The organism is Thioclava sp. PTB-PU3-1, from assembly GCF_055666785.1.
The window spans coordinates 286,376-310,234 of sequence record NZ_JBVNVL010000005.1 but is presented as its reverse complement, the minus strand read 5'-3'; the positions used below and the strand labels follow the sequence as shown (position 1 = coordinate 310,234).

27 protein-coding genes are annotated in these 23,859 nt (G+C 63.6%); 8 read left to right on the top strand and 19 right to left on the bottom strand.

The genetic code is table 11. The features are described from left to right. Position 1: 1 nt before the first annotated feature. Both ACZ7GB_RS15220 and ACZ7GB_RS15215 read right to left on the bottom strand, forming a co-directional pair. Positions 2-1,462, bottom strand: coding sequence for an efflux RND transporter periplasmic adaptor subunit (locus ACZ7GB_RS15220; RefSeq protein ID WP_472159344.1), 1,461 nt, complete (start codon positions 1,460-1,462; stop codon positions 2-4). A 162-nt stretch (positions 1,463-1,624) separates the two neighbouring features. Continuing rightward, positions 1,625-2,449, bottom strand: a complete 825-nt coding sequence (locus ACZ7GB_RS15215; RefSeq protein WP_472159342.1) for a uracil-DNA glycosylase — start codon at positions 2,447-2,449, stop codon at positions 1,625-1,627. 98 nt (positions 2,450-2,547) lie between these two features. Between ACZ7GB_RS15215 and ACZ7GB_RS15210 the strand changes: the two genes are divergently transcribed. Genes ACZ7GB_RS15210 through plsY form a run of 4 tightly spaced genes read left to right on the top strand, consistent with a single transcriptional unit; the run spans position 2,548 to position 5,910 of the window. After that, complete coding sequence (locus ACZ7GB_RS15210) at positions 2,548-3,513, top strand: aspartate carbamoyltransferase catalytic subunit (protein WP_078540183.1); 966 nt, start codon at positions 2,548-2,550, stop codon at positions 3,511-3,513. Continuing rightward, positions 3,506-3,991 (top strand): hypothetical protein, encoded by a 486-nt coding sequence (locus ACZ7GB_RS15205; protein ID WP_078540184.1) that lies wholly within the window; start codon positions 3,506-3,508, stop codon positions 3,989-3,991. Before ACZ7GB_RS15210 ends, ACZ7GB_RS15205 begins: the two co-directional genes overlap by 8 nt. Before the next feature lie 10 nt (positions 3,992-4,001). Then, complete coding sequence (pyrC, locus tag ACZ7GB_RS15200) at positions 4,002-5,282, top strand: dihydroorotase (protein ID WP_472159340.1); 1,281 nt, start codon at positions 4,002-4,004, stop codon at positions 5,280-5,282. A gap of 19 nt (positions 5,283-5,301) precedes the next feature. After that, positions 5,302-5,910: a glycerol-3-phosphate 1-O-acyltransferase PlsY gene (plsY, locus tag ACZ7GB_RS15195; RefSeq protein ID WP_078521757.1), complete on the top strand. Its 609-nt coding sequence runs from the start codon at positions 5,302-5,304 to the stop codon at positions 5,908-5,910. Between the two features lie 18 nt (positions 5,911-5,928). On the opposite strand, the gene ACZ7GB_RS15190 is transcribed toward plsY, so the two are convergent. After that, positions 5,929-6,660: an SDR family NAD(P)-dependent oxidoreductase gene (locus tag ACZ7GB_RS15190; RefSeq protein ID WP_078571373.1), complete on the bottom strand. Its 732-nt coding sequence runs from the start codon at positions 6,658-6,660 to the stop codon at positions 5,929-5,931. Between the two features lie 149 nt (positions 6,661-6,809). Here ACZ7GB_RS15190 and argB point away from each other — a divergent pair, with 149 nt between their 5' ends. The 4 genes from argB (at position 6,810) to ACZ7GB_RS15170 (ending at position 9,924) form a co-directional block, all read left to right on the top strand. Beyond that, a complete protein-coding gene (argB, locus tag ACZ7GB_RS15185; RefSeq protein WP_078521759.1) occupies positions 6,810-7,688 on the top strand; it encodes an acetylglutamate kinase in 879 nt (292 codons plus the stop codon). Beyond that, positions 7,681-8,319 carry a ferredoxin gene (locus ACZ7GB_RS15180; protein ID WP_472159338.1) on the top strand — a complete coding sequence of 213 codons (639 nt, stop codon included), beginning with the start codon at positions 7,681-7,683 and terminating at the stop codon, positions 8,317-8,319. Before argB ends, ACZ7GB_RS15180 begins: the two co-directional genes overlap by 8 nt. Then, positions 8,316-8,834, top strand: coding sequence for a SixA phosphatase family protein (locus tag ACZ7GB_RS15175; RefSeq protein ID WP_078540189.1), 519 nt, complete (start codon positions 8,316-8,318; stop codon positions 8,832-8,834). Before ACZ7GB_RS15180 ends, ACZ7GB_RS15175 begins: the two co-directional genes overlap by 4 nt. 106 nt (positions 8,835-8,940) lie before the next feature. Beyond that, positions 8,941-9,924 carry a malate dehydrogenase gene (locus tag ACZ7GB_RS15170; RefSeq protein ID WP_078540190.1) on the top strand — a complete coding sequence of 328 codons (984 nt, stop codon included), beginning with the start codon at positions 8,941-8,943 and terminating at the stop codon, positions 9,922-9,924. Positions 9,925-10,041: 117 nt separating this feature from the next. Here the strand turns inward: ACZ7GB_RS15170 and ACZ7GB_RS15165 are convergent, their stop codons facing one another. The 16 genes from ACZ7GB_RS15165 to ACZ7GB_RS15090 all read right to left on the bottom strand — a co-directional run bounded on the left by ACZ7GB_RS15165 (position 10,042) and on the right by ACZ7GB_RS15090 (position 23,843). Further along, positions 10,042-10,833, bottom strand: coding sequence for an amino acid ABC transporter ATP-binding protein (locus ACZ7GB_RS15165; protein WP_078540191.1), 792 nt, complete (start codon positions 10,831-10,833; stop codon positions 10,042-10,044). A 16-nt stretch (positions 10,834-10,849) separates the two neighbouring features. Further along, a complete protein-coding gene (locus ACZ7GB_RS15160; RefSeq protein WP_472159337.1) occupies positions 10,850-12,169 on the bottom strand; it encodes an amino acid ABC transporter permease in 1,320 nt (439 codons plus the stop codon). 1 nt (position 12,170) lies between these two features. Continuing rightward, complete coding sequence (locus tag ACZ7GB_RS15155) at positions 12,171-13,433, bottom strand: amino acid ABC transporter permease (protein ID WP_472159336.1); 1,263 nt, start codon at positions 13,431-13,433, stop codon at positions 12,171-12,173. A gap of 137 nt (positions 13,434-13,570) precedes the next feature. Then, positions 13,571-14,587 (bottom strand): amino acid ABC transporter substrate-binding protein, encoded by a 1,017-nt coding sequence (locus tag ACZ7GB_RS15150; protein ID WP_078521773.1) that lies wholly within the window; start codon positions 14,585-14,587, stop codon positions 13,571-13,573. Between the two features lie 219 nt (positions 14,588-14,806). Beyond that, the gene (locus ACZ7GB_RS15145) at positions 14,807-15,517 is read right to left on the bottom strand and encodes an ATP12 family chaperone protein (protein WP_078604283.1); all 711 of its coding nucleotides are present in this window, start codon (positions 15,515-15,517) and stop codon (positions 14,807-14,809) included. Beyond that, positions 15,514-16,179, bottom strand: a complete 666-nt coding sequence (locus ACZ7GB_RS15140) for an HAD-IA family hydrolase (protein WP_472159334.1) — start codon at positions 16,177-16,179, stop codon at positions 15,514-15,516. Before ACZ7GB_RS15140 ends, ACZ7GB_RS15145 begins: the two co-directional genes overlap by 4 nt. Beyond that, positions 16,176-17,216, bottom strand: a complete 1,041-nt coding sequence (locus tag ACZ7GB_RS15135; RefSeq protein ID WP_472159333.1) for an RluA family pseudouridine synthase — start codon at positions 17,214-17,216, stop codon at positions 16,176-16,178. The genes ACZ7GB_RS15140 and ACZ7GB_RS15135 overlap by 4 nt, the downstream gene beginning before the upstream one ends. Next, positions 17,213-17,590: a fluoride efflux transporter CrcB gene (crcB, locus tag ACZ7GB_RS15130; RefSeq protein WP_078545316.1), complete on the bottom strand. Its 378-nt coding sequence runs from the start codon at positions 17,588-17,590 to the stop codon at positions 17,213-17,215. The genes ACZ7GB_RS15135 and crcB overlap by 4 nt, the downstream gene beginning before the upstream one ends. 44 nt (positions 17,591-17,634) lie before the next feature. After that, positions 17,635-18,951 carry a replication-associated recombination protein A gene (locus ACZ7GB_RS15125; protein WP_472159331.1) on the bottom strand — a complete coding sequence of 439 codons (1,317 nt, stop codon included), beginning with the start codon at positions 18,949-18,951 and terminating at the stop codon, positions 17,635-17,637. A gap of 86 nt (positions 18,952-19,037) precedes the next feature. Next, positions 19,038-19,628 (bottom strand): acyl-homoserine-lactone synthase, encoded by a 591-nt coding sequence (locus ACZ7GB_RS15120; protein WP_078545313.1) that lies wholly within the window; start codon positions 19,626-19,628, stop codon positions 19,038-19,040. Positions 19,629-19,680: 52 nt separating this feature from the next. After that, on the bottom strand, positions 19,681-20,292 hold the full coding sequence (locus tag ACZ7GB_RS15115) for an autoinducer binding domain-containing protein (RefSeq protein WP_078521787.1): 612 nt from the start codon (positions 20,290-20,292) through the stop codon (positions 19,681-19,683). A gap of 245 nt (positions 20,293-20,537) precedes the next feature. Beyond that, positions 20,538-20,957 carry a 50S ribosomal protein L17 gene (rplQ, locus tag ACZ7GB_RS15110; protein WP_078521789.1) on the bottom strand — a complete coding sequence of 140 codons (420 nt, stop codon included), beginning with the start codon at positions 20,955-20,957 and terminating at the stop codon, positions 20,538-20,540. A 140-nt stretch (positions 20,958-21,097) separates the two neighbouring features. Further along, complete coding sequence (locus ACZ7GB_RS15105; RefSeq protein ID WP_075775948.1) at positions 21,098-22,114, bottom strand: DNA-directed RNA polymerase subunit alpha; 1,017 nt, start codon at positions 22,112-22,114, stop codon at positions 21,098-21,100. Positions 22,115-22,234: 120 nt separating this feature from the next. Continuing rightward, positions 22,235-22,624, bottom strand: coding sequence for a 30S ribosomal protein S11 (gene rpsK, locus ACZ7GB_RS15100; RefSeq protein ID WP_078521791.1), 390 nt, complete (start codon positions 22,622-22,624; stop codon positions 22,235-22,237). A gap of 15 nt (positions 22,625-22,639) precedes the next feature. Then, on the bottom strand, positions 22,640-23,008 hold the full coding sequence (gene rpsM / locus ACZ7GB_RS15095) for a 30S ribosomal protein S13 (RefSeq protein WP_078521793.1): 369 nt from the start codon (positions 23,006-23,008) through the stop codon (positions 22,640-22,642). A gap of 178 nt (positions 23,009-23,186) precedes the next feature. Further along, entirely contained in the window at positions 23,187-23,843 is a 657-nt protein-coding gene (locus ACZ7GB_RS15090) for an adenylate kinase (RefSeq protein WP_083077701.1), read from the bottom strand. Between the last annotated feature and the right edge of the window lie 16 nt (positions 23,844-23,859).

The window sequence follows — 23,859 nt, the reverse complement described above, 5'->3', positions numbered from 1 at the left end:
CTCAGCCTCCGATCCGGGATTCGAGCTTCTCGACGGTAGCGACGGGCACCTCGTCCTGCTTCAGCTCGGCAAGGAAGCGTTTCTTGGCAGTGTCGGGCATCGCGGTGTTCGTCTCGACGAAACTGACCAGCTTGGCGCGGCGCTCGGGATCAAGATTGATCGTCTCGGGCTCGGTGGCCGCCTGCGGCTGACCGGGGCGCATCGGGCGTAGCTTGATCCCGCGACCCAGAAGCGGCGTGCGCTCGGCCACGATCTCGGTGCCGGGCGCGAATGTGGCGCGGATGATGACAGCGTCGCCCTGACGGCGCAGCACGGAGACATCGGCGCTTTCCAGGCGATCTTCCGGGCCGAGCACGAGAACCGTGCTATCCGCATCGACGGCTGCGGCGGGGATCTCCGCGACATTCTCGAGCGCGGGCTCTTTCAGCCGGACGGTCACGAAATCGCCCGGACGCAGATTGCCCAAGCCATCGGTGACGCGCGCAAACAGCAGACGCCCCGTCACCCCATCATCGACCGCCGCCGAGACGCGCGACAGCTCGGCCTTGGCGGTCAGCGTCTCCTCGCCCGCGACCAGCTCCACGCCCACGGGCAGATCGCGCAGCGCGCCCCGATCGTCGATCAGGCGCGCGAATTGCGCGGTCGAGACGCGGAAGGCGATTTCCAGCGCGTTGGGATCGATCAGCTTGCCCAGCATCTCGTTATTCGACACCAGCCCGCCCGCGACCGCATTCACCTCGGCCAGACGGCCTGAAAATTCGGCGCGAATTTCGGTATCTGCCAGTTTGCGATCGGCTTCGGTCAGGCTGATCTTGGCGCGGGTCAGCGAGGTGCGCGCGGTATCGAGCTGCGCCTGCGCGGTCGACAATGCCGAGCGGCGGTTCAGCACCGCCTGATCGGCCGCCGAGGCCGCCAGTTCCGAGGTCTCCAGATTGGCCGCCGAGCCGACGCCCCGCTCCGAGAGCGAACGCTGCCGGTCGAGCGCCTTGAGCCGCAGGTCCGCCTGCCGTTGCGCCGCTGTCACATCGTCCTTCGATATGGCCAAAGCGCGTTCCGCCTGCGCAAGCGCGGCCTCTGCCTCGGCCACGGTCGCCGCGGCGCTGTCGCGCGCCGCCTGCGCTTCTGCCGGGTCCAGCTTGACCAGAAGCTCGCCTTTCTCGACCTCCGCGCCATCCTCGAAATCGGAGGCAAGCTCGACAATCGTGCCCGCTGCCGAGGCGCGCAGCTCCAGCTCGCGGGTCGAGCGCACCTCGCCATAGGCGGTCAGCACCGGCGACATCGTCTTGAAGGCGACCGGGATCACATTGGCCGCGAAAACCCGTTCGCGCGCGGTCGGCGCGCGCCCGTTCTCGGCATTGCGGGCCTGCATCGCCTGAAAGATCGAGAAGCCGCCGATCGCCAGCAGGCCGACGGTCAGCGCCAGAAGAAACAGCCCCATCAGGGAGCGGGTGAGAAAGCGCATGGCGTCTCCGATCTGTCGTCAGTGCTGCGGGCGCTCGCAATTGCCCACGGTCGCGCGATTTCCATGTTACCTTGCCGAAATAGGTGCAGGGAATGGTTATCTCTACGCGTCACGGCGCCACGTCCGTCACTTTTTCACGAATGCGCGACCGTTTGGCGCGGTTTACGCCTGGTCGAGACGGGCGCGGATTTGCAGAAGATCGGCCCAGGCTTCGCGCTTGGCGGCCGGATTGCGCAGCAGATAGGCCGGGTGCGTCATCGGCAGCGTGGGCCGCCCGAAGGCCTCGGCCCAGGTGCCCCGCAACCGCAGGATGCCGCGCTTGCCCAGCGCAGCCGCACAGGCGGCATTGCCCATCAGAACGATCAGGTCGGGATCGGCGAGATCGACATGGCGGGCGAGGAACGGCAGCATCTGCGCGATCTCGGCAGGCGAGGGATCGCGATTGCCCGGCGGACGCCAGGGCAGGACATTGGTGATATAGAGCGCGGCTTCGGCATCGGGCGATTGCCGCGAGAGGCCGATCGCGCCGAACATCTTGTCGAGAAGCTGACCGGCGCGGCCCACGAATGGCAGGCCTTTCTGATCCTCCTCGCGCCCCGGCGCCTCGCCGATGATCATCACCCGCGCGGCGGGCTTGCCATCGGCAAAGACCGTGTTGCGCGCCCCGAGCTTCAGATCGCACATATCGTAGGAGTCGATGGCGGCGCGTAGCGCCTCGAGCGTGTCGGCCTTACCCGCCGCATCGCCTGCGACGACGACCGGATCGGGACCCTCGATTTTCGCCATCTGCGCGACCGGCGGCAATTCCCGGTCCGGCGCGGGCGCGGCCTCGGGGGCCTTCGCCTTGGCCTGCGCCGATTTGTCGGGCAACGCGTAGCAATCGACAGGCGTATCGCCGATGACCGTATCGACGCCCATTTCCAGCTGCCATTCGAGGGCGGCCAGAGCAGCGTGATAGTCGAGTTCCGGTGTCGGCTGAGTCTCCATTGCGCGACCCTACCTCATGGGTGCTGCGACGGTAAAGCGGCTGGACGCCCGCCCCCCCGTTTGCCATAAGCATCGAAGTCTAACCGGAGCATCGCGCAATGGCTTTTCGCCCAAGGCACCTGCTGGGGATCGAACATCTGAGCCCCGAGGATATCCTCACCGTTCTCGACCTCGCCGAAAAATATGTGGATCTGAACCGTCGCACGGTGAAAAAGACCGACGCGTTGGCCGGGATGACCGCGATCAACATGTTCTTCGAGAATTCGACGCGGACCCAATCCAGTTTCGAGCTTGCGGGCAAGCGGCTCGGGGCGGACGTCATGAACATGTCGATGCAGACCTCGTCGGTGAAGAAGGGCGAGACCCTGATCGACACCGCACTGACGCTGAACGCGATGCATCCCGATCTGCTGGTGGTGCGGCATGGCTCGTCCGGCGCGGTCGATCTGCTGGCGCAGAAAGTCGAATGCGCGGTGATCAATGCGGGCGACGGCAAGCACGAACATCCCACGCAGGCGCTTCTGGATGCGCTGACGATCCGGCGCGAGAAAGGCCGGATCAAACGCCTCACCGTCGCGATCTGCGGCGATGTCGCCCATAGCCGCGTCGCGCGCTCGAACCTGATCCTGCTGGGCAAGATGGAAAACCGCGTGCGCCTGATCGCGCCGCCGACCCTCATGCCCTCGGGCGTGTCCGAATTCGGCTGCGAGGTCTATCACGACATGCGCGAGGGGCTGCGCGACGCCGATGTGGTGATGATGCTGCGGCTTCAGAAAGAGCGCATGGATGGCGGCTTCATCCCCTCCGAGCGCGAATATTTCCACCGTTACGGGTTGGATGCCGAGAAGCTCGCCTTCGCTAAGGAAGACGCAATCGTGATGCATCCGGGCCCGATGAACCGCGGCGTGGAGATCGACGGCACCATCGCCGACGACATCAACCGCTCGGTCATTCAGGAACAGGTCGAGATGGGCGTGGCAGTGCGCATGGCGGTGATGGACCTCTTGGCGCGCAACCTGCGGGCCGAGCGCGGGCGCGCGCTGACGGAGGGCACCTATGTCTAAGATCGAGCGTGACGAAGTTCTCAACTACCGCCCCGGCCCCGAAAGCGAATTGCCGCTCGACGAGGGTGAAAAGGTTCTGGCCGTCTTCACGGCAGACAAGAAACGCTACTGGACCGATCACGCGGTTCTGGCCGTGATCGGCGCGGTGCTGATCTCGACAGTGCTGTTCTGGCTCGGCAAGCCCGATCAGGTGGTGATCGCAAGCTTCGCCGTCGTGGTCGGTATGGCGGCGCGCGGGCTCTATTTCCGCTCGGAGGCCTTCGCGCGGCGCTGGCAGTTGACCGACAAGCGGCTGATCGGGCCGCAAGGCAAGCAGGTGATGCTGCTGCAAATCTCCGGCGTGCGCTCGCTGATGGGCGATGTGCAGGTCGTGACGACGGCGGGCGACAAGCATCTGATCCGCCACCTCGCCGATGCGGGGCCCGTGGTGCGTGAGATCGAGAGCGCGCAGGCCGCGCGCAAACTGGTGGCGAAGTGAGGCACGACGCATGACCCTATTCCTCGAAAACGCCAAGCTGATCGACCCCGAGGCGCTGACCGAAACCACCGGAAACGTGGTGATCGACGGAGGCCTGATTGCGGCGATCGGCGATATGTCCGCCCCCGCCGATGCCGAGGTGATCGATTGCGGCGGCAAATACCTCGCGCCGGGGATCGTCGATCTGGGCGTGAAGATCGGTGAGCCGGGCGAGCGCCACATGGAAAGCTTCCGCACGGCGGCGCTGGCCGCTGCAGCCGGGGGTGTGACCACCATCATCGCCCGTCCCGACACCCAGCCCGCCATCGACAACCCCGAGACGCTGGAATTCGTCACCCGCCGCGCGGCGGACGCGCCGGTGCGCATCCTGCACATGGCGGCGCTGACCAAGGGCCGCGACGGGCAGGAGATGACCGAGATCGGCTTTCTGAAAGATGCGGGCGCGGTGGCCTTCACCGATGTTACCCGCGTCTCGGATCAGACCAAGGTGCTGCAACGCGCCTTCACCTATGCGGCCCATCTGGGCGCTCTGGTGATCGGCCATCCGCAAGAGCCGGTCCTGTCGAAAGGCTCCGCCGTGACTTCGGGCAAATTCGCCTCGCTGCGGGGTTTGCCGGGTGTGTCGCCGATGGCCGAGCGGATGGGGCTCGACCGCGATCTGGCGCTGGTGGAGATGACCGGTCTCGCCTATCACGCCGACCAGATCACCACCGCGAAGGCCCTGCCCGCGCTGGCGCGCGCGAAAGAAGCCGGGCTCGATGTGACCGCCGGGGTCTCGATCCATCACCTGACGCTGAACGCGCTCGACGTGGGCGATTACCGGACCTTCTTCAAACTGACGCCGCCGCTGCGCGACGAGGAAGACCGGCTTGCGGTGATCGAGGCGGTGGCCGACGGCACGATCGACGTGATCTGCTCGCTGCACACCCCCGCCGACGAGGAATCCAAGCGTCTGCCCTTCGAGGAAGCCGCTTCCGGCGCGGTCGGGCTCGAGACGATCCTGCCCGCCGCGATGCGCCTTTACCATGCGGGTCAGCTGACCCTGCCACAGCTCTTCCGGGCGATGTCGCTTAACCCGGCGAAGCGTCTGGGACTGCCGCAGGGGCGGCTTTGCGAGGGGGCTCCGGCCGATCTCGTTCTCTTCGATCCAGATGCGCCTTTCGTGCTCGATCGCTTCAAACTGCGCTCAAAATCGAAGAATACCCCCTTCGATACTGCTCGAATGGAAGGCAAAACGCTTGCCACATTCGTCGCGGGGGTGCAGGTTTATGACAACAATAACGACTCATAAATGAGGCGAGGGCAGGCTTATGCCGGGAATTGAGAACGGGTCAGCATGGCTCGGGCTGGTGGCTGCACTGGGCTACCTGCTCGGATCTGTGCCGTTTGGGCTCGTTATCACCAAGCTTTTCAAACTGGGCGACCTGCGCAAGATCGGCTCCGGGAATATCGGCGCGACGAATGTCTTGCGCACCGGCAGCAAGAGCGCGGCCCTTGCGACCCTGCTCCTCGACAGCGGCAAAGGCGCGATTGCGGTTCTCATCGCACGCTACACGCTGGGCGAGACCGCCGCACAAGTGGCGGGCGCCGCTGCCTTCATCGGCCACATCTATCCCGTCTGGCTGCGCTTTCAGGGCGGCAAAGGGGTGGCGACCTTCCTCGGCACGATGATTGCGCTGGCCTGGCCCGTGGGCCTTGCGACCTGCGCCGTCTGGCTGGTCACGGCGCTGCTGACGCGGATTTCCTCGCTCGCAGCGCTGGTCTCGGCGGCTGCGACGGTGCCGCTGGCCTATTTCCTCGGCTATCGCGAATTGATGATGCTGGCGGCGGGCCTGTCGGTGCTGATCTTCTGGCGGCACCGCACCAATATCGCGCGCCTCGCGATGGGCACGGAGCCGAAGATCGGCAAGAAGACCTGAGCCGTCTCGGACTCCACTTCAGACGTGCTGACCGGCATTCACCTCGATCTCGGTGCCGGTGACGTAGCTCGACGCATCCGAGCAGAGGAACCAGATCACATCCGCCACTTCCGAGGGTTGCCCAAGGCGGCGCAGCGGCAGTTTCTCGACGATCTTCTCGGTGCCCGGGCTGAGAATCGAGGTTTCGATCTCGCCCGGCGCGATGGCGTTCACGCGCACACCCAATGGCCCGAAATCATGCGCCATCTCGCGCGTCAGCGCCTTGAGCGCGGCTTTCGAGGTTGAATAGGCGGCCCCTGCGAAAGGATGCACCCGCAGACCTGCGATAGAGGTCACGTTGACCACGGCCCCCTGCGCGGTCGACAGCTCCTCGACCAGCCCGCGCGCGAGCACGATGGAGGCGAAGAAATTGACGTGGAACACCTGCCCCCAGGTGCGCAGATCGGTGTCGAGCGTATTGAGCCGCTCGCCCTCGGGCCCTTTCGGCGAAATCCCTGCATTGTTGACCAGCGCATGCAGCCGTCCGTCGATCCGGCTGCGAATATCGGCAATCGCGTCGATCACCTCGTCGGGCTTGGCAAGATCGACCTGGATGTGATCCTCGCGCCCGCCGCCCCACGGGCATTGCTCGGGGAAAGGCTGGCGCGAACAGGTGATGACGCGCCACCCTTCGGCTGCGAAGCGTTTCACCGTTGCGTGGCCGATGCCCCGGCTCGCCCCCGTCAGCAGCATTACTTTGCGATCATCCATTACTCGAACTCCCCGTCAGCGCGCTCCCGACCCTAGTCGGTTTTGTTCCGAGCGCAACGGCCCCGATTGCGCCCTTCCAAACCCGGCGCGAACGGTCTAGCAAGATGGGACCACCCTGCCCGAGGACCAGCCAGATGAGAAAGCAGACCATGGATCGTGACTGGATCGCCACCGCCCGCACCCTCTCGGAAGCCTTGCCCTACTTGCAACGCTATTCCGGCGCCGTGGTCGTGGTGAAATTCGGCGGCAACGCGATGGGCGACGAAGAGGCGATGGCCGATTTCGCCCGCGATATCGTGCTGATGCGTCAGGTCGGCATCTTCCCGGTCGTGGTGCATGGCGGCGGACCGATGATCAACGAGATGCTGGGCAAGCTCGGCATCGAAAGCCAATGGGTCCGCGGCAAGCGCGTGACCGACAAGGCGACCGTCGAAGTGGTCGAGATGATCCTCTCGGGCCTCGTCAACAAGCGCATCGTGCAGGCGATCAACGACCAGGGCGGCCGCGCGGTCGGGATCTCGGGCAAGGATGACGACCTGATGGTCTGCGAGGCTGACGATCCCGAACTGGGCTTCGTCGGTCGCCCGGTCGAGATGAACGTGCAGGTGATCCGCGATCTCTATAACGCGGGCATGATCCCGGTGATCGCCCCCGTCGCGACCGGCATGGCCGATAACGAGACCTTCAACGTCAATGGCGACACCGCCGCCGGCGCCATCGCGGGCGCGCTGCGCGCCGATCGCCTGCTTCTGCTGACCGATGTGGCGGGCGTGAAGAACAAGGCGGGCGAGGTGATGACCCAGCTCACCCCCGAGGACGTGACCGCCCTGATCGAAGACGGCACCATCGCGGGCGGCATGATCCCCAAGGTCGAGACCGCGCTGAAAGCGGTCGACGAGGGCGTGCGCGCAGTGGTCATCGTCGACGGGCGCGTCGCCAATGCCTGCCTGCTGGAGCTGTTCACCGAACATGGGGCGGGCTCGATGATCCGCTCGACCGAGCCGCGCGTGAAACCGCGCAGTGAGTGAGACGCCGCCGGTGATCTCTGCCCTCGCCGCGGCGCTGACCCCGCACCGGCTCTTCGTGTCGGGGCTGCTGCATGAGGATGGCGAGACGATCGCGCTGATCTCGCCCAATGAGCCCGGCTTCTGGGATCACGTCACCGCTCAGCCGGAATTCGCCGAGGACGCGCCCGATCCGCTGGACCGCTGGTCTGCGCGGGTGATCGGCGGCCTCGCACGGCAATTTGAAGCCCGCGCGCTTTTCCCCTTCACCGGCCCACCTTGGCAGCCTTTCGTGAGCTGGGCCGTGAAAAGCGGACAAAGCTTCGCCTCGCCGGTCCATCTAATGTGCCATGCGCATATGGGCCTCTGGGCCTCGGTGCGGGGCGCGCTGGCCCTGCCTGGCTTGCTTCCCCTGCCCGCGCCCGCCGCCAATCCCTGCATCGGATGCCCTGCGCCCTGCGCCACCGCCTGCCCGGTCTATGCGCTCAAACCCGACGGTTACGACACGGAAAGCTGTCATGCGCATCTCGACCGCCCCGAAGGCGCGGCCTGTCGCGATCACGGCTGTCTTGCAAGACGCGCTTGCCCGGCAGGTGAAAGCTATGGCAGGCTGCCTCAGCAATCCGCATGGCATATGAGGCAGTTCCACCCATGACACCGCTCGGCTATCGCCGCCTGATCCTGACCCGTCATGCCAAATCCAGCTGGGACGACCCGGCGATGGAGGATCGCGATCGCCCGCTCAATGCGCGCGGACGCGCGGCCGCGCTTGAATTGGGCGATTTCCTCGCCTCGCGCGGGCTGGAGCCGGAAGAGGTGCTCTGCTCCTCGGCGACGCGCACCCGCGAGACATGGGACCGGGTGGAGCGCGCGGTGATCGAGACACGGCCGGAGGTGAGCTATGTCGAGGATCTCTACCATGCCGCCCCCGAGATGATGCTGCAGGTCCTGCGGACCGCTACGGCGCCGACCGTGATGATGCTGGGCCACAACCCGGGCATCGCGGAATTCGCCCATCGCCTGCCCGCACGCGCATTGCACGATCCCGATTTCCGCCGCTTCCCGACCTGCGCAACGCTGATCGTCGATTTCCAGATCGACAGCTGGGACGAGGTGCAGCCGGGCCAGGGATCGGTGCTCGATTTCTTCACGCCGACCCGCCGGGGCTGAGCACAGCTTTTCCCTCCCAAGATCGTGACGTTAGGGCACGGTTTTCTATGGCCAGCCGCGCGCCTGTGCCCTATCTCTCTGGCGTAATCATCACAGGAGGGTTTCCATGTCCGCTCAAACGCCGAAACGCATCGCCGTCACCGGGGCTGCCGGTCAGATCTGCTACGCGCTGCTGTTCCGCATCGCCAAGGGGGATGTCTACGGTCCCGATCAGCCGGTGATCTTGCAGCTTCTGGACCTGCCGCAGGCGCTCGACGCGGTGCGTGGCGTGGTGATGGAGCTGGAAGACTGCGCCTTCCCGCTGCTCGCTGGCACCGTTGTGACCGATGATCCGGTGACCGCCTTCACCGATATCGATGCCGCGTTCTTCGTGGGCTCGCGCCCCCGCACCAAAGGCATGGAGCGCCGCGATCTGCTGTCGGCCAATGCCGAGATCTTCCGCGTGCAGGGCGAAGCGCTCGACAAGGCCGCCAAGCGCGACGCGAAATGCGTGGTCGTCGGCAACCCGGCCAACACCAACGCAATGATCCTCGCGGCCAACGCGCCGAACTTCCCGACCGAGAACATCACGGCGATGATCCGGCTCGACCATAACCGCGCGCTGACGCAGTTCGCCTCGAAAGCCGATCTGCATGTCGACGACATCGAGCGCTTCGTGGTCTGGGGCAACCACTCGCCCACCATGTTCGCCGACTGGACCGAAGCCGAAGCGAAGGGCCGCAAGCTCTCCGAGATCATCGGCGATGAGACTTGGTATCGCGAGACGCTGATCCCGCAGGTCGCGACCCGTGGCGCGGCGATCATCGAAGCGCGTGGCGCCTCTTCGGCTGCCTCCGCTGCGAATGCCGCGATCGACCATATGTATGACTGGATTCACGGGACCGACGGCAAATGGGTGTCGATGGCCGTGCCGTCGACCGGCCTCTACGACATCCCCGAGGGGCTGATGGTGGGCCTGCCGGTGATCTGCAAGGACGGTCATTACGAGCGCGTCGAAGGTCTGGAATTCAACGATTTCCAGAAAGAGATGATGGCCCGCACCGTCGGCGAACTGGAAGAAGAACGCGAAGCGGTTTCCGACCTGCTTTAAATCAGACCCGAATATAGAAAAGGGGCGGCACGAGTATTCGCGCCGCCCCTTTTTAATTCTTCGCCTTGGCGGAAATATCCCACGGGGGTCTGGGGGTGTGAAACCCCCAGCCTTTTCTCAGTGCCCGAGGATCTGGCTCAGGAACTGCTGGGTTCGCTCGGATTTCGGGTTGTTGAAGAAGTCATGCGGGTTGTTCTGCTCGACGATCTGACCGTCGGCCATGAAGATCACCCGGTTCGCCACCGCCTGCGCGAAGCCCATCTCGTGGGTCACGCAGAGCATGGTCATCCCCTCTTCGGCCAGCTCGATCATCGTGTCGAGCACTTCCTTGATCATCTCCGGATCGAGCGCCGAGGTCGGTTCGTCGAACAGCATGATCCGCGGCTTCATGCACAGCGAGCGCGCGATCGCCACACGCTGCTGCTGACCGCCCGAAAGCTGGCCGGGATACTTGTCGGCCTGCTCGGGGATTTTCACCTTCTCGAGGTAATGCATCGCCGTCGCTTCGGCTTCCTTCTTGGGCGTCTTGCGCACCCAGATCGGGGCGAGCGTCAGGTTCTCGAGAATGGTCAGATGCGGGAACAGGTTGAAGTGCTGGAACACCATGCCGACTTCGCGGCGGACCTTGTCGATGTTCTTCAGGTCGTTCGTCAGCTCGATCCCGTCGACGACGATCTTGCCCGCTTGGTGTTCCTCCAAACGGTTGATGCAGCGGATCAGCGTCGATTTCCCCGAGCCCGAAGGCCCGGCGATCACGATACGCTCGCCACGTTGCACGGTCAGATCGATGTCGCGCAGGACGTGGAACTGGCCATACCACTTGTTCATGTTCTCGATCTGGATCGCGACCTCGTCGGAGACCTGCATATGGCTGCGGTCGACCTGACGTTCGAATTGCGGTTCGGTCATTGTGTCTAGTCCCCGATTAATGGTTATCACGCTGCAGTCGACGCTCGAGAGACATCGAGTAGCGCGACATGGCGAAGTTCAGGATAAAGAAGATGGCGCCGACGAAGATGAAGGGCTCCCAGTAGATGCCTTTCCAGTTGAAGTCGGCGCGGATGAAGTCCGGGATGCCCTTGAGCGGATCGAAGAGACCCACGAACACGACCAGCGTCGTATCCTTGAACATGCCGATGAAGGTGGAGACGATGCCCGGGATCGAGATCTTCAGCGCCTGCGGCAGGATGATCAGCCGCTGCGCCTTCCAGTAATCGAGCCCCAGTGCATCCGCCGCCTCGTATTGGCCGCGCGGGAGTGCTGCCAGACCGCCGCGGATCACCTCGGCGATATAGGCCGCAGCGAAGAAGGTCACGAGGATCATCACCCGCAGGATGATGTCGAAATTCGTGCCCGGCGGCAGGAAGTAGTTCAGCAGCAGCGAGGCCACGAACAGCAGCGTGATCAGAGGCACGCCGCGAATGAATTCGATGAAGACCACCGAGAAGCCTTTGACCAGCGGCATGTCGGATTGCCGCCCGAGCGCGAGCACGATCCCCAGCGGCAGCGACATCATGATGCCGCCCACGCCCAGCGTGATCGCCAGCAGGAAGCCCCCGAACTTGGCGGAGTCCACCGATTCCAGCCCCCACGGCAGGATCGCCTGCAACCCGTCGATGAGCGGCCCCACCACGAAGAGGAAGTAGAGGATCGCGACGAAAGCGCCGATCGAGAACGCCATGATCGAGCCAAGCCGCGGTGACAGCAGCAACAGGATCGCCGCGCCCAGCACGAAGCCTGCGAAGATCATGATCGGCGTCCAGCCCGAGCCGCCCCAGAGCAGCCAGACTGCGAGGAACGGGTAGACCGGCGTGAACCAGGCCAGCACGCGCGGCACCCAGGTGAAGAGAAGCGGGCCGACCGCCACGAAGAGCAGCAGGAAGGTCAGGATCGGGCGCCAGTACAGTTCCGGCGGGTAGAAGCCGAAGATGAACTGGTGCCAACGCTCGCGGATCACCGCCCAGCAGGCGCCGGTCGCGCCCTCGCCGTAACGGTCGGTGATGATCGTGCGGCATTCCTTGATCGAGTTGGCGTCCCAGACGCCATGCAGGAACCAGGGAAGGAAATGCATGACCAGCGTGTAGATCACGGCCACGCCCAGAAGGGTCAGCAAGGTGTTCAGCCAGCCCGAGAACAGGTTCTCGCGCAGCCATTGGACCGCACCGGACTGCCCTGCGGGGGCAGGCTGTTGCGGCAGCATCGTGTCGCGGACATAGGCGACGGAATGGGCTTGTGTATCGCTCATCTCACCGCTCCTTCAGCTTCACGCGATTGTTGTAGACGTTCATCACGCCCGAGATCGACAGCGAGATCGCGAGGTAGATCAGCATCATCAGCGTGATCGCCTCAAGCTCGCGCCCGGTCTGGTTCAGGGTGATGCCGCCCAACGTGCCGCGCAGTTCAAGATAGCCCACGGCGATCGCGAGCGAGGAGTTCTTCGTCAGGTTCAGATATTGCGAGATCAGCGGCGGGATGATGACCCGCAGCGCCTGCGGCAGGATCACGAGGCTCATCGTGCGATTGGCCCGCAGACCCAGCGCGAAGGCGGCCTCGGTCTGACCTTTCGAGATGGCGAGGATACCGGCGCGGACGATCTCGGCGATGAAGGCCGCCGTATAGAGCGACAGGCCGAGCCAGAGCGCCACGAAGGAGTTCGACACGTTCGTGCCGCCTGTGAAGTTGAAGCCCTTGATCTGGGGCTCTTCGGGATTGATCCCGAGCGCAATGGCGAGGATCACAACGGGCGCGATCAGCACGAGCGCGCTCTTCCACCACATTGTAGGTCGTACCCCGGTCGCCTCCTGCACCTTGGCGGCGTGGGTCAGCATCCGCTTGTTCACCCAGATCGAGGCGATCAGCACGATCACCAGCGCAAGGAAGTTGAGCGAGATCGGTGCAAGCGCCGTGTCGAGCGTGCCGAGCGAGCGATCGAAATGCACCGACGGGATCGCGGTGTAGCGGTTGGTGAAAGCGACCGAGTCGAGCAGCATCGAGGCCTGCGCCTCGCCCGTCTGCTGGTTCACCTTATAGGCGTTGGGCGACGGGGCCACATCGGTCAGCAGCGCGATCGCCACCAGGATCCACAGCAGCACCGGAATGTTGCGGAAGACCTCGACATAGACGGTCATCAGCCGCGCCACGAGCCAGTTCTTCGACAGGCGCAGCACGCCCACGAAGATCCCGATGATCGTCGCGGCGACGCAGCCCAGGAAGGATACCCAGAGCGTGTTGATCAGACCGACAAGCAGCGCACGTCCGTGGCTCATGTCGTTGTTATACGGGATGATCGCATTGCCGATATCGTAACCGGCCCTCTGCCCGAGGAAGGAGAAATTGAAATCCTTCCCGAGGTCGTTGAGGTTCTGGATCACATTGTCCACCAGCCATGCCGCGCCGCCCATCACGAGGATGAAGACGATCGCCTGAATCGTCAGGGAGCGATAACGCGTGTCATAGATAAGCTGGCTGAGCCGGAAGCCCTGCTCCGGCGCGTCGGGCGCGCTTGTCATTCTTATTTCCCCTGTTGCCGCGTCGTTATTTTTGTCAGGCCATTCTTACGGGCCACTGTGGGGATGTCTCCCCTACGCACGGTCTCTTGAAAACGGAACAGGGGCGCGGATTGAACCGCGCCCCTGCCGGGCCCTTCTTAACGGAAGGGAGGAGCGTACATCAGACCGCCTTGGGTCCACTGAGCGTTCAGGCCACGGGCCAGACCGATCGGGGTCTGCTCGCCAATGGTCGCGGCGAAGATTTCACCGTAGTTGCCGTTGGCCTTGATGGCTTTGACGGCCCAATCCTTGTCGAGGCCGATCATCGCGCCGAGGTCACCCTCGGTGCCGAGCAGGCGGTTGACTTCCGGGTTGTCGGTGCCTTTGGCCAGCTCGTCGATATTGGCCGAGGTCACGCCGTATTCTTCAGCGCCGATCAGCGCGAAGACGGTCCAGCGGACGATGTCGGTCCACTGATCGTCGCCCTGACGGACGGCCGGAGCCAGCGGCTCTTTCGAGATGATTTCCGGCAGGATCACGTAGTCGGAAGGGTTCGCGAAAGCGGCGCGGGTGGCTGCGAGGCCCGACGCGTCGGTCGTGTAGGCGTCACACGCGCCGGCGAGGAACTGCTGTTCGCCCTCGGCGTTCGAATCAACCGTGATCGGCTGATAGGACATGTTGTTGGCCTTGAAGTAGTCGGCGAGGTTCAGCTCGGTCGTGGTGCCGGTCTGGATACAGATCGACGCACCGTCGAGTTCCTTGGCCGAGGTCACGCCCGAATCCTTGCGGACCATGAAGCCCTGACCGTCGTAGTAGTTGGTCGCGGTGAACTGAAGCTTAAGGTCGGTGTCGCGCGAGAAGGTCCAGGTGGTGTTGCGTGCGAGCAGGTCCACTTCGCCCGAACCGAGCGCGGTGAAGCGCGTCTGGCCCGAGGTGGGGACGTATTTAACCTTCGAGGGGTCGCCCAGCACAGCGGCGGCGACGGCCTGGCAGACCGCGACGTCGAAGCCGGACCAGTTACCGTTGGCATCCGGCGCGGCGAAGCCCACGAGACCGGTGTTCACGCCGCAGATCAGCTCTCCGCGCGATTTCACGTCATCGAGCGTGGCCGCGCCAGCCAGACCGGCAGTCAGCGTCGCAGCCGTCAGCGCGCCGAAAAAGACGGATTTCTTCATTTTTACCTCTTCCTGTTGTCGCCGCTCTGACAGAGCGGTTCTTGGTCCCTCACGGACCTGGTCGATCGTGTCTCCATGACACGGAGTAACGAAAGTTTGGTCCATCCGATCAAAGAAGGTCAAGGCTAGTTTCCGGAATTCGTGAGGGCCCCTGCGTAAATCGTCAGCAAGTGATGATGCTTTTGGCAGGTCAATAAGCGGCGTGAGAATCCGCGGCGGTCACCTTTCGGTGAGCGTCCAGATTCGAGCCGCGTCACACAGCGCCTCGCGCTTGTGTGCAGCGATCTCCGCCGCCTCTTCGTCATCGCCCCATTGAGCGATTTGCCAGTCCTCGTCGAGCCGCGAAATTTCCCATGCTTCCTCGGCCGAGAGCCTGCCGCGGGTGACGGCCAGCCCCAGCACGAGGGAGCCCGTGATGCCCACGAGATCATGCAGCGCCGCCAGCGCGAAGGGGTCGAGGTTTGCCACCTCCGTCTCCAGGCGCGCCAGATGGTCGGCAGGCTGATCGACCGGAAGAATTCCCGTCGTGACCTTCAGCTCCGCGCCATAGGTTTGCGCCGCCCATTCCAGCAGCGGGTCCCATTTCGCGGCCTGAAGCTCGACCAGTTCCGTCGGAGCCTCGGCACGGTAGCACAGAAGATCGGTGCCGCCGAATTCGCAGACATGGGTGACGACCTCGGGATGCTGATGCGCCACCTTGTCGATCGCCGCATTGGCAGAGCGGGTGACCGGCATCGTATGGGGCTGGATCGCGCCGTCCTGCGCGTCCCATTCGGCCGCGATGGCCTCGGCATAGGCGCGGGTCGGGACGGTCAGCGCGGCTTTCGCCGGCGTCTTCACCGCACGCCCGTCCAGCGCCACGCCGAACCCCTCGGGGTGCTCGGTGACGGTGGTTTCCGTCCAGAACCGTTTGGCCGCCCATTCGCTCATGCGCTCATCTCCCACAGATCCAGAAGTGTCGTTTCCAGCCCGTCGAAATCATCGACCATCTGATGCGCGCCCGCCGCTTCGAGCAGGTTCGGCGCGTGGTAGCCCCAGCGCACGCCGATCGTCGCGACGCCCGCGCTGCGGCCCATTTCGATATCGAAGCTGGTATCGCCGATCATCACCGCGTCGCGTGCGTCCACGCCCGCCTCGCTCAACGCCGCGCCGATCATCGACGGGTGCGGCTTCGAGGGGTGATCGTCGGCGGTCTGCTGGCTGACGAAGAGCCCGTCCAGACCGTGATGCTCGATCAGCGCGCGAAGGCCGCGGCGAGATTTACCGGTGGCGACCGCCAGCAGCATGTCGTCGCGCGCGGCGAGCTTGCGCAGCAGCGCCTCGGCCCCGGGATAGAGCGGCGCGGGCGAAGCCGCGCGCGCAGTCTTGTAGCTTTGCTTGTAGCCCTCGACGATACGCGCCTGCGTCTCGGCATCGTGCTCCGGCGCAAGCCGCGCCACCGCGAGCGGCAGCGACAGACCCACGATCTGCAACACGGCGGAGGCCGGCGGGGCGGGCAGACCCGCCGCCTCGAACCCGATCGTCATCGCATGGGTGATGTGGTTCTGGCTGTCCGAGATCGTGCCGTCGACGTCGAAGATCGCGAGCTTCATTTCAGATCCTCGAACGGGTCGGCGGGCACGTCGTTCTCGTGCCAATCCAGCAGGTCCCAGGTTCGCTTCATGTGCTCGGGTAGCGGCGCGGTCAGCGTGATCCGCTTGCCGCTGATCGGATGATCGAAGCTGATCTGACGGGCGTGCAGGTGCAACTTGCGGGAAATCTCGCCGCCCAGTTGCGCGCCCCAGCCGTCGCCCATGTTTTCCTGGCTCGAGCCGCCATATTTGCCGTCGCCGATGATCGGGCTGCCGATCTCGGCCATATGCGCGCGCAGCTGGTGGGTGCGCCCGGTGATCGGCACCAGCGCGACCCAGCTCACCCGCTGGCCGAGGATGTGCAGCGTGAAGTAATCGGTGGTCGCGCGCTTGGCGCCTTCGGTCTTGTCGACCTTAGCGGGATGGATGCAGATCATCTTCTCGCCCTCGCCGCCACGGCCATGACCCGGCGCTTTCACGAGACCAAAGCGGATCGTGCCGGTCTTCGGTTCGGGCGCGCCTGCGACGGCCGCCCAATAGATCTTGCGCGTCGTCTTGCCGCGGAACGCCTCGGACAGGCGGCGCGCGACCCGGTCGGTGCGCGCAAGCAGCAGAACGCCGGAGGTGTCCTTGTCCAAGCGATGCACCAGCTTTGGCTTGTCCTTGTAGCCGAATGTCAGCGCCTCGCTCAGCCCGTCGACATGGCGGTTGCCCTGCCCCGAGCCGCCCTGAGAGGGCAGCCCCGGCGGCTTGTTGAGCGCGATTATATGCTCGTCCTTCCAGAGCACGCAGCTCTGGATGAATTTCGCATCCTCCTCCGAAATGCCCTCGGTCCTCGGCGCGGGCGCGGAATCGGGGATCGGCGGCACGCGGATCTCCTGCCCCGGAGCGACGCGCGAATTGGCCTTCACCCGACCCTTGTCCACGCGCAGATCGCCTTTGCGGCAGAACTTTTCGATCATGCCCTGAGACAGATGCGGGAAACGCTTTTTCAGGAACCGGTCGAGGCGCTGTTCGCCCTCGTCCTCGGTGACGGTGATATGCTGGACGCCGCTCATAGCATGGCCCTCATCAATAGAATGCCAGCGACAAGGCCCAGAAGCCCCGCGCCGACCGACAGTCCGATATAACTGACTGCCAATGTGACATCGCCTTTCTCGATCAAGCGATAGGCTTCGAGCGAGAAAGAGGAGAATGTGGTGAAGCCCCCGAGAAAGCCGGTCGCGAGGAAGGCGTTCCAATGGGTCAGCTGCTTGTCACCGAGGAACACCACGAGCGCGCCCATCAGGAACGAGCCGAGAATGTTCACCGTGATGACGCCCAGCGGGAAAGGCTGCGCACCGAAGCTGCGCATCATTCCGACGCCGACGAGGTACCGCCCCGATGCACCCATCGCGCCGCCTAGCGCGACCTGCAAAATCGTAGAAAGCATCGCTGTCTCCTTTGGCGCCCTAAGAGCGGTCACAGGCCTGAATGTCAAGATTTGCGCTGTTCACGCAGCTTGGCAAACCAGTCGACCCGCTTTTTCAACTCGCGCTCGAAGCCACGCTCGACCGGCTGGTAGAGGACCGGGCGCTTCATCGTGTCGGGGAAGTAGTTCTGCCCCGAGAAGCCGTCCTCGGCGTCGTGGTCATAGGCATAGCCCGCGCCATAGCCCTGTTCGGACATCAGCTTGGTCGGGGCGTTGAGGATATGTTTGGGCGGCGGCTCCGATCCGGTCTTCTGCGCCTGCGCCCGCGCACCTTTATAGGCAACGTAGCCCGCGTTGGATTTCGGGGCGAGCGCGAGGTAGATCACCGTCTGCGCCAAAGCCAGTTCCCCCTCGGGCGAGCCGATCCGCTCGTATATTTCCCACGCATGGAGCGCATGGGTCTGGGCCTGCGGGTCGGCCAGCCCGATATCCTCGACCGCCATTCGGACGAAGCGCCGCGCGAGATAGCGCGGGTCCTCGCCGCCCTCCAGCATCCGCGCGAACCAATAGAGCGCCGCGTCCGGATCCGACCCCCGCACGGATTTATGGAGCGCCGAGATCAGGTTGTAATGCTCATCGCCCGACTTGTCGTATTTCGCTGCGCGGCGCATCAGCCGGGTCGAAAGCGCGTCGGTGTCGAGATTGCCGGTCACTTTCCACGCCGCCACCTGCTCAATCAGGTTCAGAAGCGCGCGGCCGTCGCCGTCGGCCATTTCCAGCAGCGCCTCGCGCGCCTTGCCGGTCAGCGGCAGCGGCCGACCGAGCGCCTTCTCGGCACGCTGTGCGAGGCGTTCGAGATCGGCGAGGTCGAGACGTTCGAGCACCATGACCTGCGCCCGGCTCAGCACAGCGGCGTTCAGCTCGAAGCTCGGGTTCTCGGTGGTGGCGCCCACCAACATGATCGTGCCGTCTTCCATATGCGGCAGGAAGCTGTCCTGCTGCGCCTTGTTGAAGCGGTGGATCTCATCGACGAAGAGGAGCGTGCCCCTGCCCTGCCCGCGCCGCAGCTTGGCGGCCTCGAAGACTTTGCGCAGTTCCGGCACGCCGGTGAAGATTGCGGAAATCTGGACGAAGGCGCGATCGGAGGCATCGGCCAGCAGTCGTGCGATGGTGGTCTTGCCGACACCCGGCGGCCCCCAGAGGATCAGAGATCCGAGCGAGCCTGCAGCCAGCATTGCCCCCAAGGGCCCATCGGGACCGAGTACCTGTTCCTGACCGATCACCTCACCCAGAGTTTTCGGGCGGATGCGATCAGCGAGCGGGCGCGGCGCTTCGGGCGCAGGCGCATTGGGGTCGGGGGGCGTGTCGAATAGGTCGGCCATGATGGCGTGAACCTAGTGTCTCGGTCCGCCAACGAAAAGCCCCCGCGCGTGTGGGGCGCACGGGGGCTCTAATCTTTCCCATCCCTTTAATGAAGGTTTTGGGAAAAGTTCATCGATACGACCTGGTTCTTGATCCCGTCGATCTCCAGCACCGGTCCCATCGCAGTCATATCCACGCCAACCCGACCCGCCCAACGCGGCCAATTCGCGTTCAGAAGGGTAAGGGCGGAACTTGCGCCAAGCTCACGCGCCGAATTGCCGATTTCCTGCACGAGACGCGCATGAACCTTGCGGCGCATCGCCATCGGAACGTCATGGGACACGAACAGACGCGAGCTTTCCCAGACGGTCTCACTGACCGGAGCTTCGTCATAGAGAAGATTGGACGGGATCGTCGCGAGCAGCCCCCGCTGCGCATCGCGGATCATGTAGCTATAGATCCCGCAGGTCGTCGTCGTGGGCGTCAGACGGTTGCCTGCCAGCACCTTGCCCAGCTCGTCATGGACGACCACCCAGCGGCTCGCCGGGGTGTCATACTGGTCATATTCCATGCCCATCGCTTCTGGGAGATCCCATTTATTCTGGACAATGAAGAGCTCGCGCCTGGCGCGCAGCATGTTTGCGAAAAGCTCACCGTGATTATGAAAATTGGTGAACGAAAGCGTAGTGGTCTGCATGTCTTCCTCCTGCAGGTTAGTCACAGTACAGCCGTGCGGAGGGTCAACAACACTATAACAGGCGGAAATCCTTTGCGCGCTGAATAGCTTCGGCGGTCGTCCGAGCCATCAGTCTTGCGCGCGCAGAATTCAGCCGCGCCTTGAGCGCGCTTTCCGAAATTCCAAGTTTCGCGGCCGCCGCCGCGTGTCGGTCACCCCCAGCAACACAGCGCAGGGCTTCGATCTGAGCTCTCGTGAGTTCCTCAGGCGGTTGAGTCATGTCGTGCAATTCGCGCACGATAAGCTCAAAGGTCTCGATCTCGGGTAGGTCGAATTCCCGATCATCGCGCGCCATGCTTGCGATAGTACGGGACCGGATCGGGCCGCATGAGACTGTCGCCCCGTAGATCAGACCATAGTGTTTGGCCTCATCGAAGAGACGGAAAGGATCGGGTAACCGCGGGTCGCTCCACCGGATTGAGCCGGTCTCGCTAAACCCCCAAGCAGTCATAGGGTCACGGAGCACATAGCCGTTTGCGGTATAATGATCGAGCCAGGCTTTGTCGTAAGTCTGGAACGTCATCAAAGGCGCCGTAAAACGAATATGCAGTCCAACAAAATAACCGCTTGGAGCTAAACGATCCAAGTCACGAAGTTTCAAATCGATTCTGCTCTGTATCGACATATCTTTTTAGACAGTTTGGAATTAACCCGGTCAACTTAAAAGTGTTCGCGCCGTGCGGAGTTCGCTCCGACAGTGACATTACGTCCCTACCCGCCCACGCGCTTACACTCGCGAATGCGCATCATCTGCGCAATAACCTTTTGCGTGAGAAATGCGGGAAAATGCAGGCGGAAATAAGAAAATCCCGCCTAATAGGCGGGATTTCGCAATTCTCATTGATTTCGCAGGGAAATCGGTCGCGAGGATCAATCCTCGGCAGCCTCTTCGGCTTCGACGCGTGCCTTATCTGCCGCACCTTTTGCGTCCAGATCGCGCTCGACGAATTCGATGATCGCCATCGGAGCCATGTCGCCGTAACGGAAACCGGCTTTCATAATGCGAACGTAGCCGCCCTGACGGTCCTTGTAGCGCGGGCCGAGGATGTCGAAGAGTTTCGCGACATACTGGTCCTGCTTGAGCTGCGAGGCCGCCTGACGGCGTGCGTGCAGATCACCGCGCTTGGCGAGCGTGATCAGCTTCTCGATGACCGGGCGCAGTTCTTTCGCCTTCGGCAGGGTCGTCTTGATCTGCTCGTGCTCGATCAGCGAGCCAGCCATGTTGGCGAAGAGCGCCTTGCGGTGTTCATGGGTGCGGTTGAGGCGGCGGTAGCCACGTGCGTGACGCATTGTCTATCTCCAATCTTGCGTTTTGCTTTGTCAGGCCAGCGATGCGTGTCACCGGCTCACCTTGGGGTCTTGTGACCCAGATCGTCCCCGGCAGCCCGGGCATTGGAGGGGCGTTTAGCCAACGCCCCTCAATTCGTCAATCAGAACTGGTCTTCGAAACGCTTGGCCAGATCTTCGATGTTCTCCGGCGGCCAATCTTCGACTTCCATCCCGAGATGCAGGCCCATGCCCGAGAGCACTTCCTTGATCTCGTTCAGCGACTTGCGGCCGAAGTTCGGGGTGCGGAGCATCTCGGCTTCGGTCTTCTGGATCAGGTCGCCGATATAGACGATGTTGTCGTTCTTCAGGCAGTTCGCCGAACGCACGGACAGTTCCAGCTCGTCCACTTTCTTCAGCAGAAGCGGGTTGAACTCGAGACCGTCGTCCTGGTCCTGCTTGCCAGCCGATTCCGGCTCTTCGAAGTTCACGAAGATCGACAGCTGGTCCTGCAGGATGCGGGCAGCAAACGCCACCGCGTCCTCGGCCGAGAGCGAACCGTCGGTCTCGACCTTCATGGTCAGCTTGTCGTAGTCCAGAACCTGACCTTCACGGGTCGGCTGCACTTCGTAGGCGACTTTCTTGACCGGCGAATAGATCGCGTCGACCGGGATCAGGCCGATCGGCGCATCCTCGGGACGGTTCTTGTCGGCGGCGACGTAGCCTTTGCCGGTGTTCACGGTCAATTCCATGAACAGATCGGCACCATCGTCGAGGTGGCAGATCACGTGATCCTTGTTGAGGACCTCGATGCCCGCGGTCTCGGTGATGTCGCCAGCGGTCACGACGCCCGGGCCCTTGGCCGAGATCGAGAGGCGCTTCGGACCTTCAACGTCCATACGCAGAGCCACGCCCTTGAGGTTCAGGACGATGTCGGTGACGTCTTCACGAACGCCTGCGACCGAGGAGAACTCGTGCAGCACGTTGTCGATCTGGACGCTGGTGATCGCGGCGCCCTGAAGCGACGAGAGCAGCACGCGGCGCAGTGCGTTGCCGAGCGTCAGGCCAAAGCCACGCTCGAGCGGTTCAGCGACGATCGTCGCCTGACGCAGCGGGTCGTTGCCGGGCTTGATTTCAAGCTGCGTCGGCTTGATGAGTTCAGCCCAATTCTTGTGGATCATGCGTTTGCCTCCATACCTGTCCCAGACCCATGCCCAAAGTCGGGGACGCCCGAGGATAAAACCGAAAAATGCGGGCGGGCCGCACGGGGAATCCGCACGGCCCGACCGTCGTAATCTTGATTAGACGCGGCGACGCTTCGGCGGGCGGCAGCCGTTATGGGCGATCGGGGTCACGTCACGGATCGAGGTGACGGTCAGACCGACCGCAGCCAGCGCGCGCAGCGCCGATTCACGACCCGAACCGGGGCCCTGAACTTCGACGTCCACGGTGCGCAGACCGTGATCCTGAGCCTTCTTGGCCGCATCTTCTGCAGCCATCTGAGCGGCGTAGGGGGTCGACTTACGCGAGCCCTTGAAGCCCATCGTGCCAGCCGACGACCACGAGATCGCGTTGCCCTGCACGTCAGAGATCAGGATTTTGGTGTTGTTGAACGAGGAGTTCACATGAACGACGCCAGCGGCGATGTTCTTGCGTTCCTTGCGCTTAGCGCGAACCTTATCACGAGCCATTTGTCCTGCCTCCCCTTACTTCTTCTTGCCAGCGATGGGTTTCGCCGGACCTTTGCGCGTACGCGCATTCGTATGGGTGCGCTGACCGCGCACGGGCAGGTTGCGACGGTGACGCAGGCCACGGTAGCAGCCGAGATCCATCAGGCGCTTGACGTTCATCTGAACTTCACGGCGCAGGTCGCCCTCGACGGTGTAATTGGCGTCGATATGTTCGCGGATGGCGAGCACTTCGGAGTCCGAAAGCTCGTTGACGCGACGGGTCACGTCGACACCGGTAGCTTCGCAGATCTGCTTAGCCGAGTGAGGACCGATCCCGGTGATGTAGGTAAGTGCGATCGGGACGCGTTTCCCGGTCGGAATGTTGACGCCAGCAATACGTGCCAAAGCGTGTATCCTTTCGTTGCGAGCCCGTAACCCCAGGCCCTTTTTTCACAACACGAGGCCCGAAACTGGCGCTTCGGACCCCACGATTAACTCCCTCGAGAATCTTCCCTTCTCGGAAACGATTCCCGCCGGAGACGCCGTGACCTAGAGGTAAACGCCCTCCGGGTCAAGGCTTCATTTACGATTGCTCTTGCTGATCGAGAATTCGTGCGATCGAGGTCGCCACGGTCTCGATTTCGGCCAGCCCGTCGATCGTGAACAGATCGCCCGCGTGGTAGTAGTAGCCGATCAGCGGAGAAGTCTTCTTGTAATACTCCATCAACCGGGTGCGCAGACTGTCTTCGTTGTCGTCAGCGCGGCGCTTCACGTCGGTGCTGCCGCACTTTTCGCATTTGCCGTCTGCGGGCCAAGGCTTGGTCTGGTCGTGATAGACTTCGCCGCAGCCGCCGCAGGTCGAGCGACCGGTGATGCGGGCGACGAGCGCCTCGTCATCCACCTGCATCTCGATCACCGCGTCGAGCTTGGTGCCCATCTTGGCGAGCAGCTTGCCCAGAGCGTCGGCCTGCCCCAGCGTGCGCGGGAAGCCGTCGAAGATGAAGCCCTCGCCACCGGCGGCGAGCTTTTCCTCGATCAGACCGATGACGATCTCGTCGGTCACGAGCTGGCCCTTGGCCATGACATCGGCGACGAGATTGCCCATCTCGGTGCCCGAGTCCTTCGCTTCACGCAGCATGTCGCCGGTGGAGAGTTGGACCATGCCGCGCTCTTCGACGAGACGGCGGGCCTGGGTGCCCTTGCCCGCGCCGGGCGGGCCGAGAAGAATGATATTTGCCATGTCGGCTCCCCCTGAA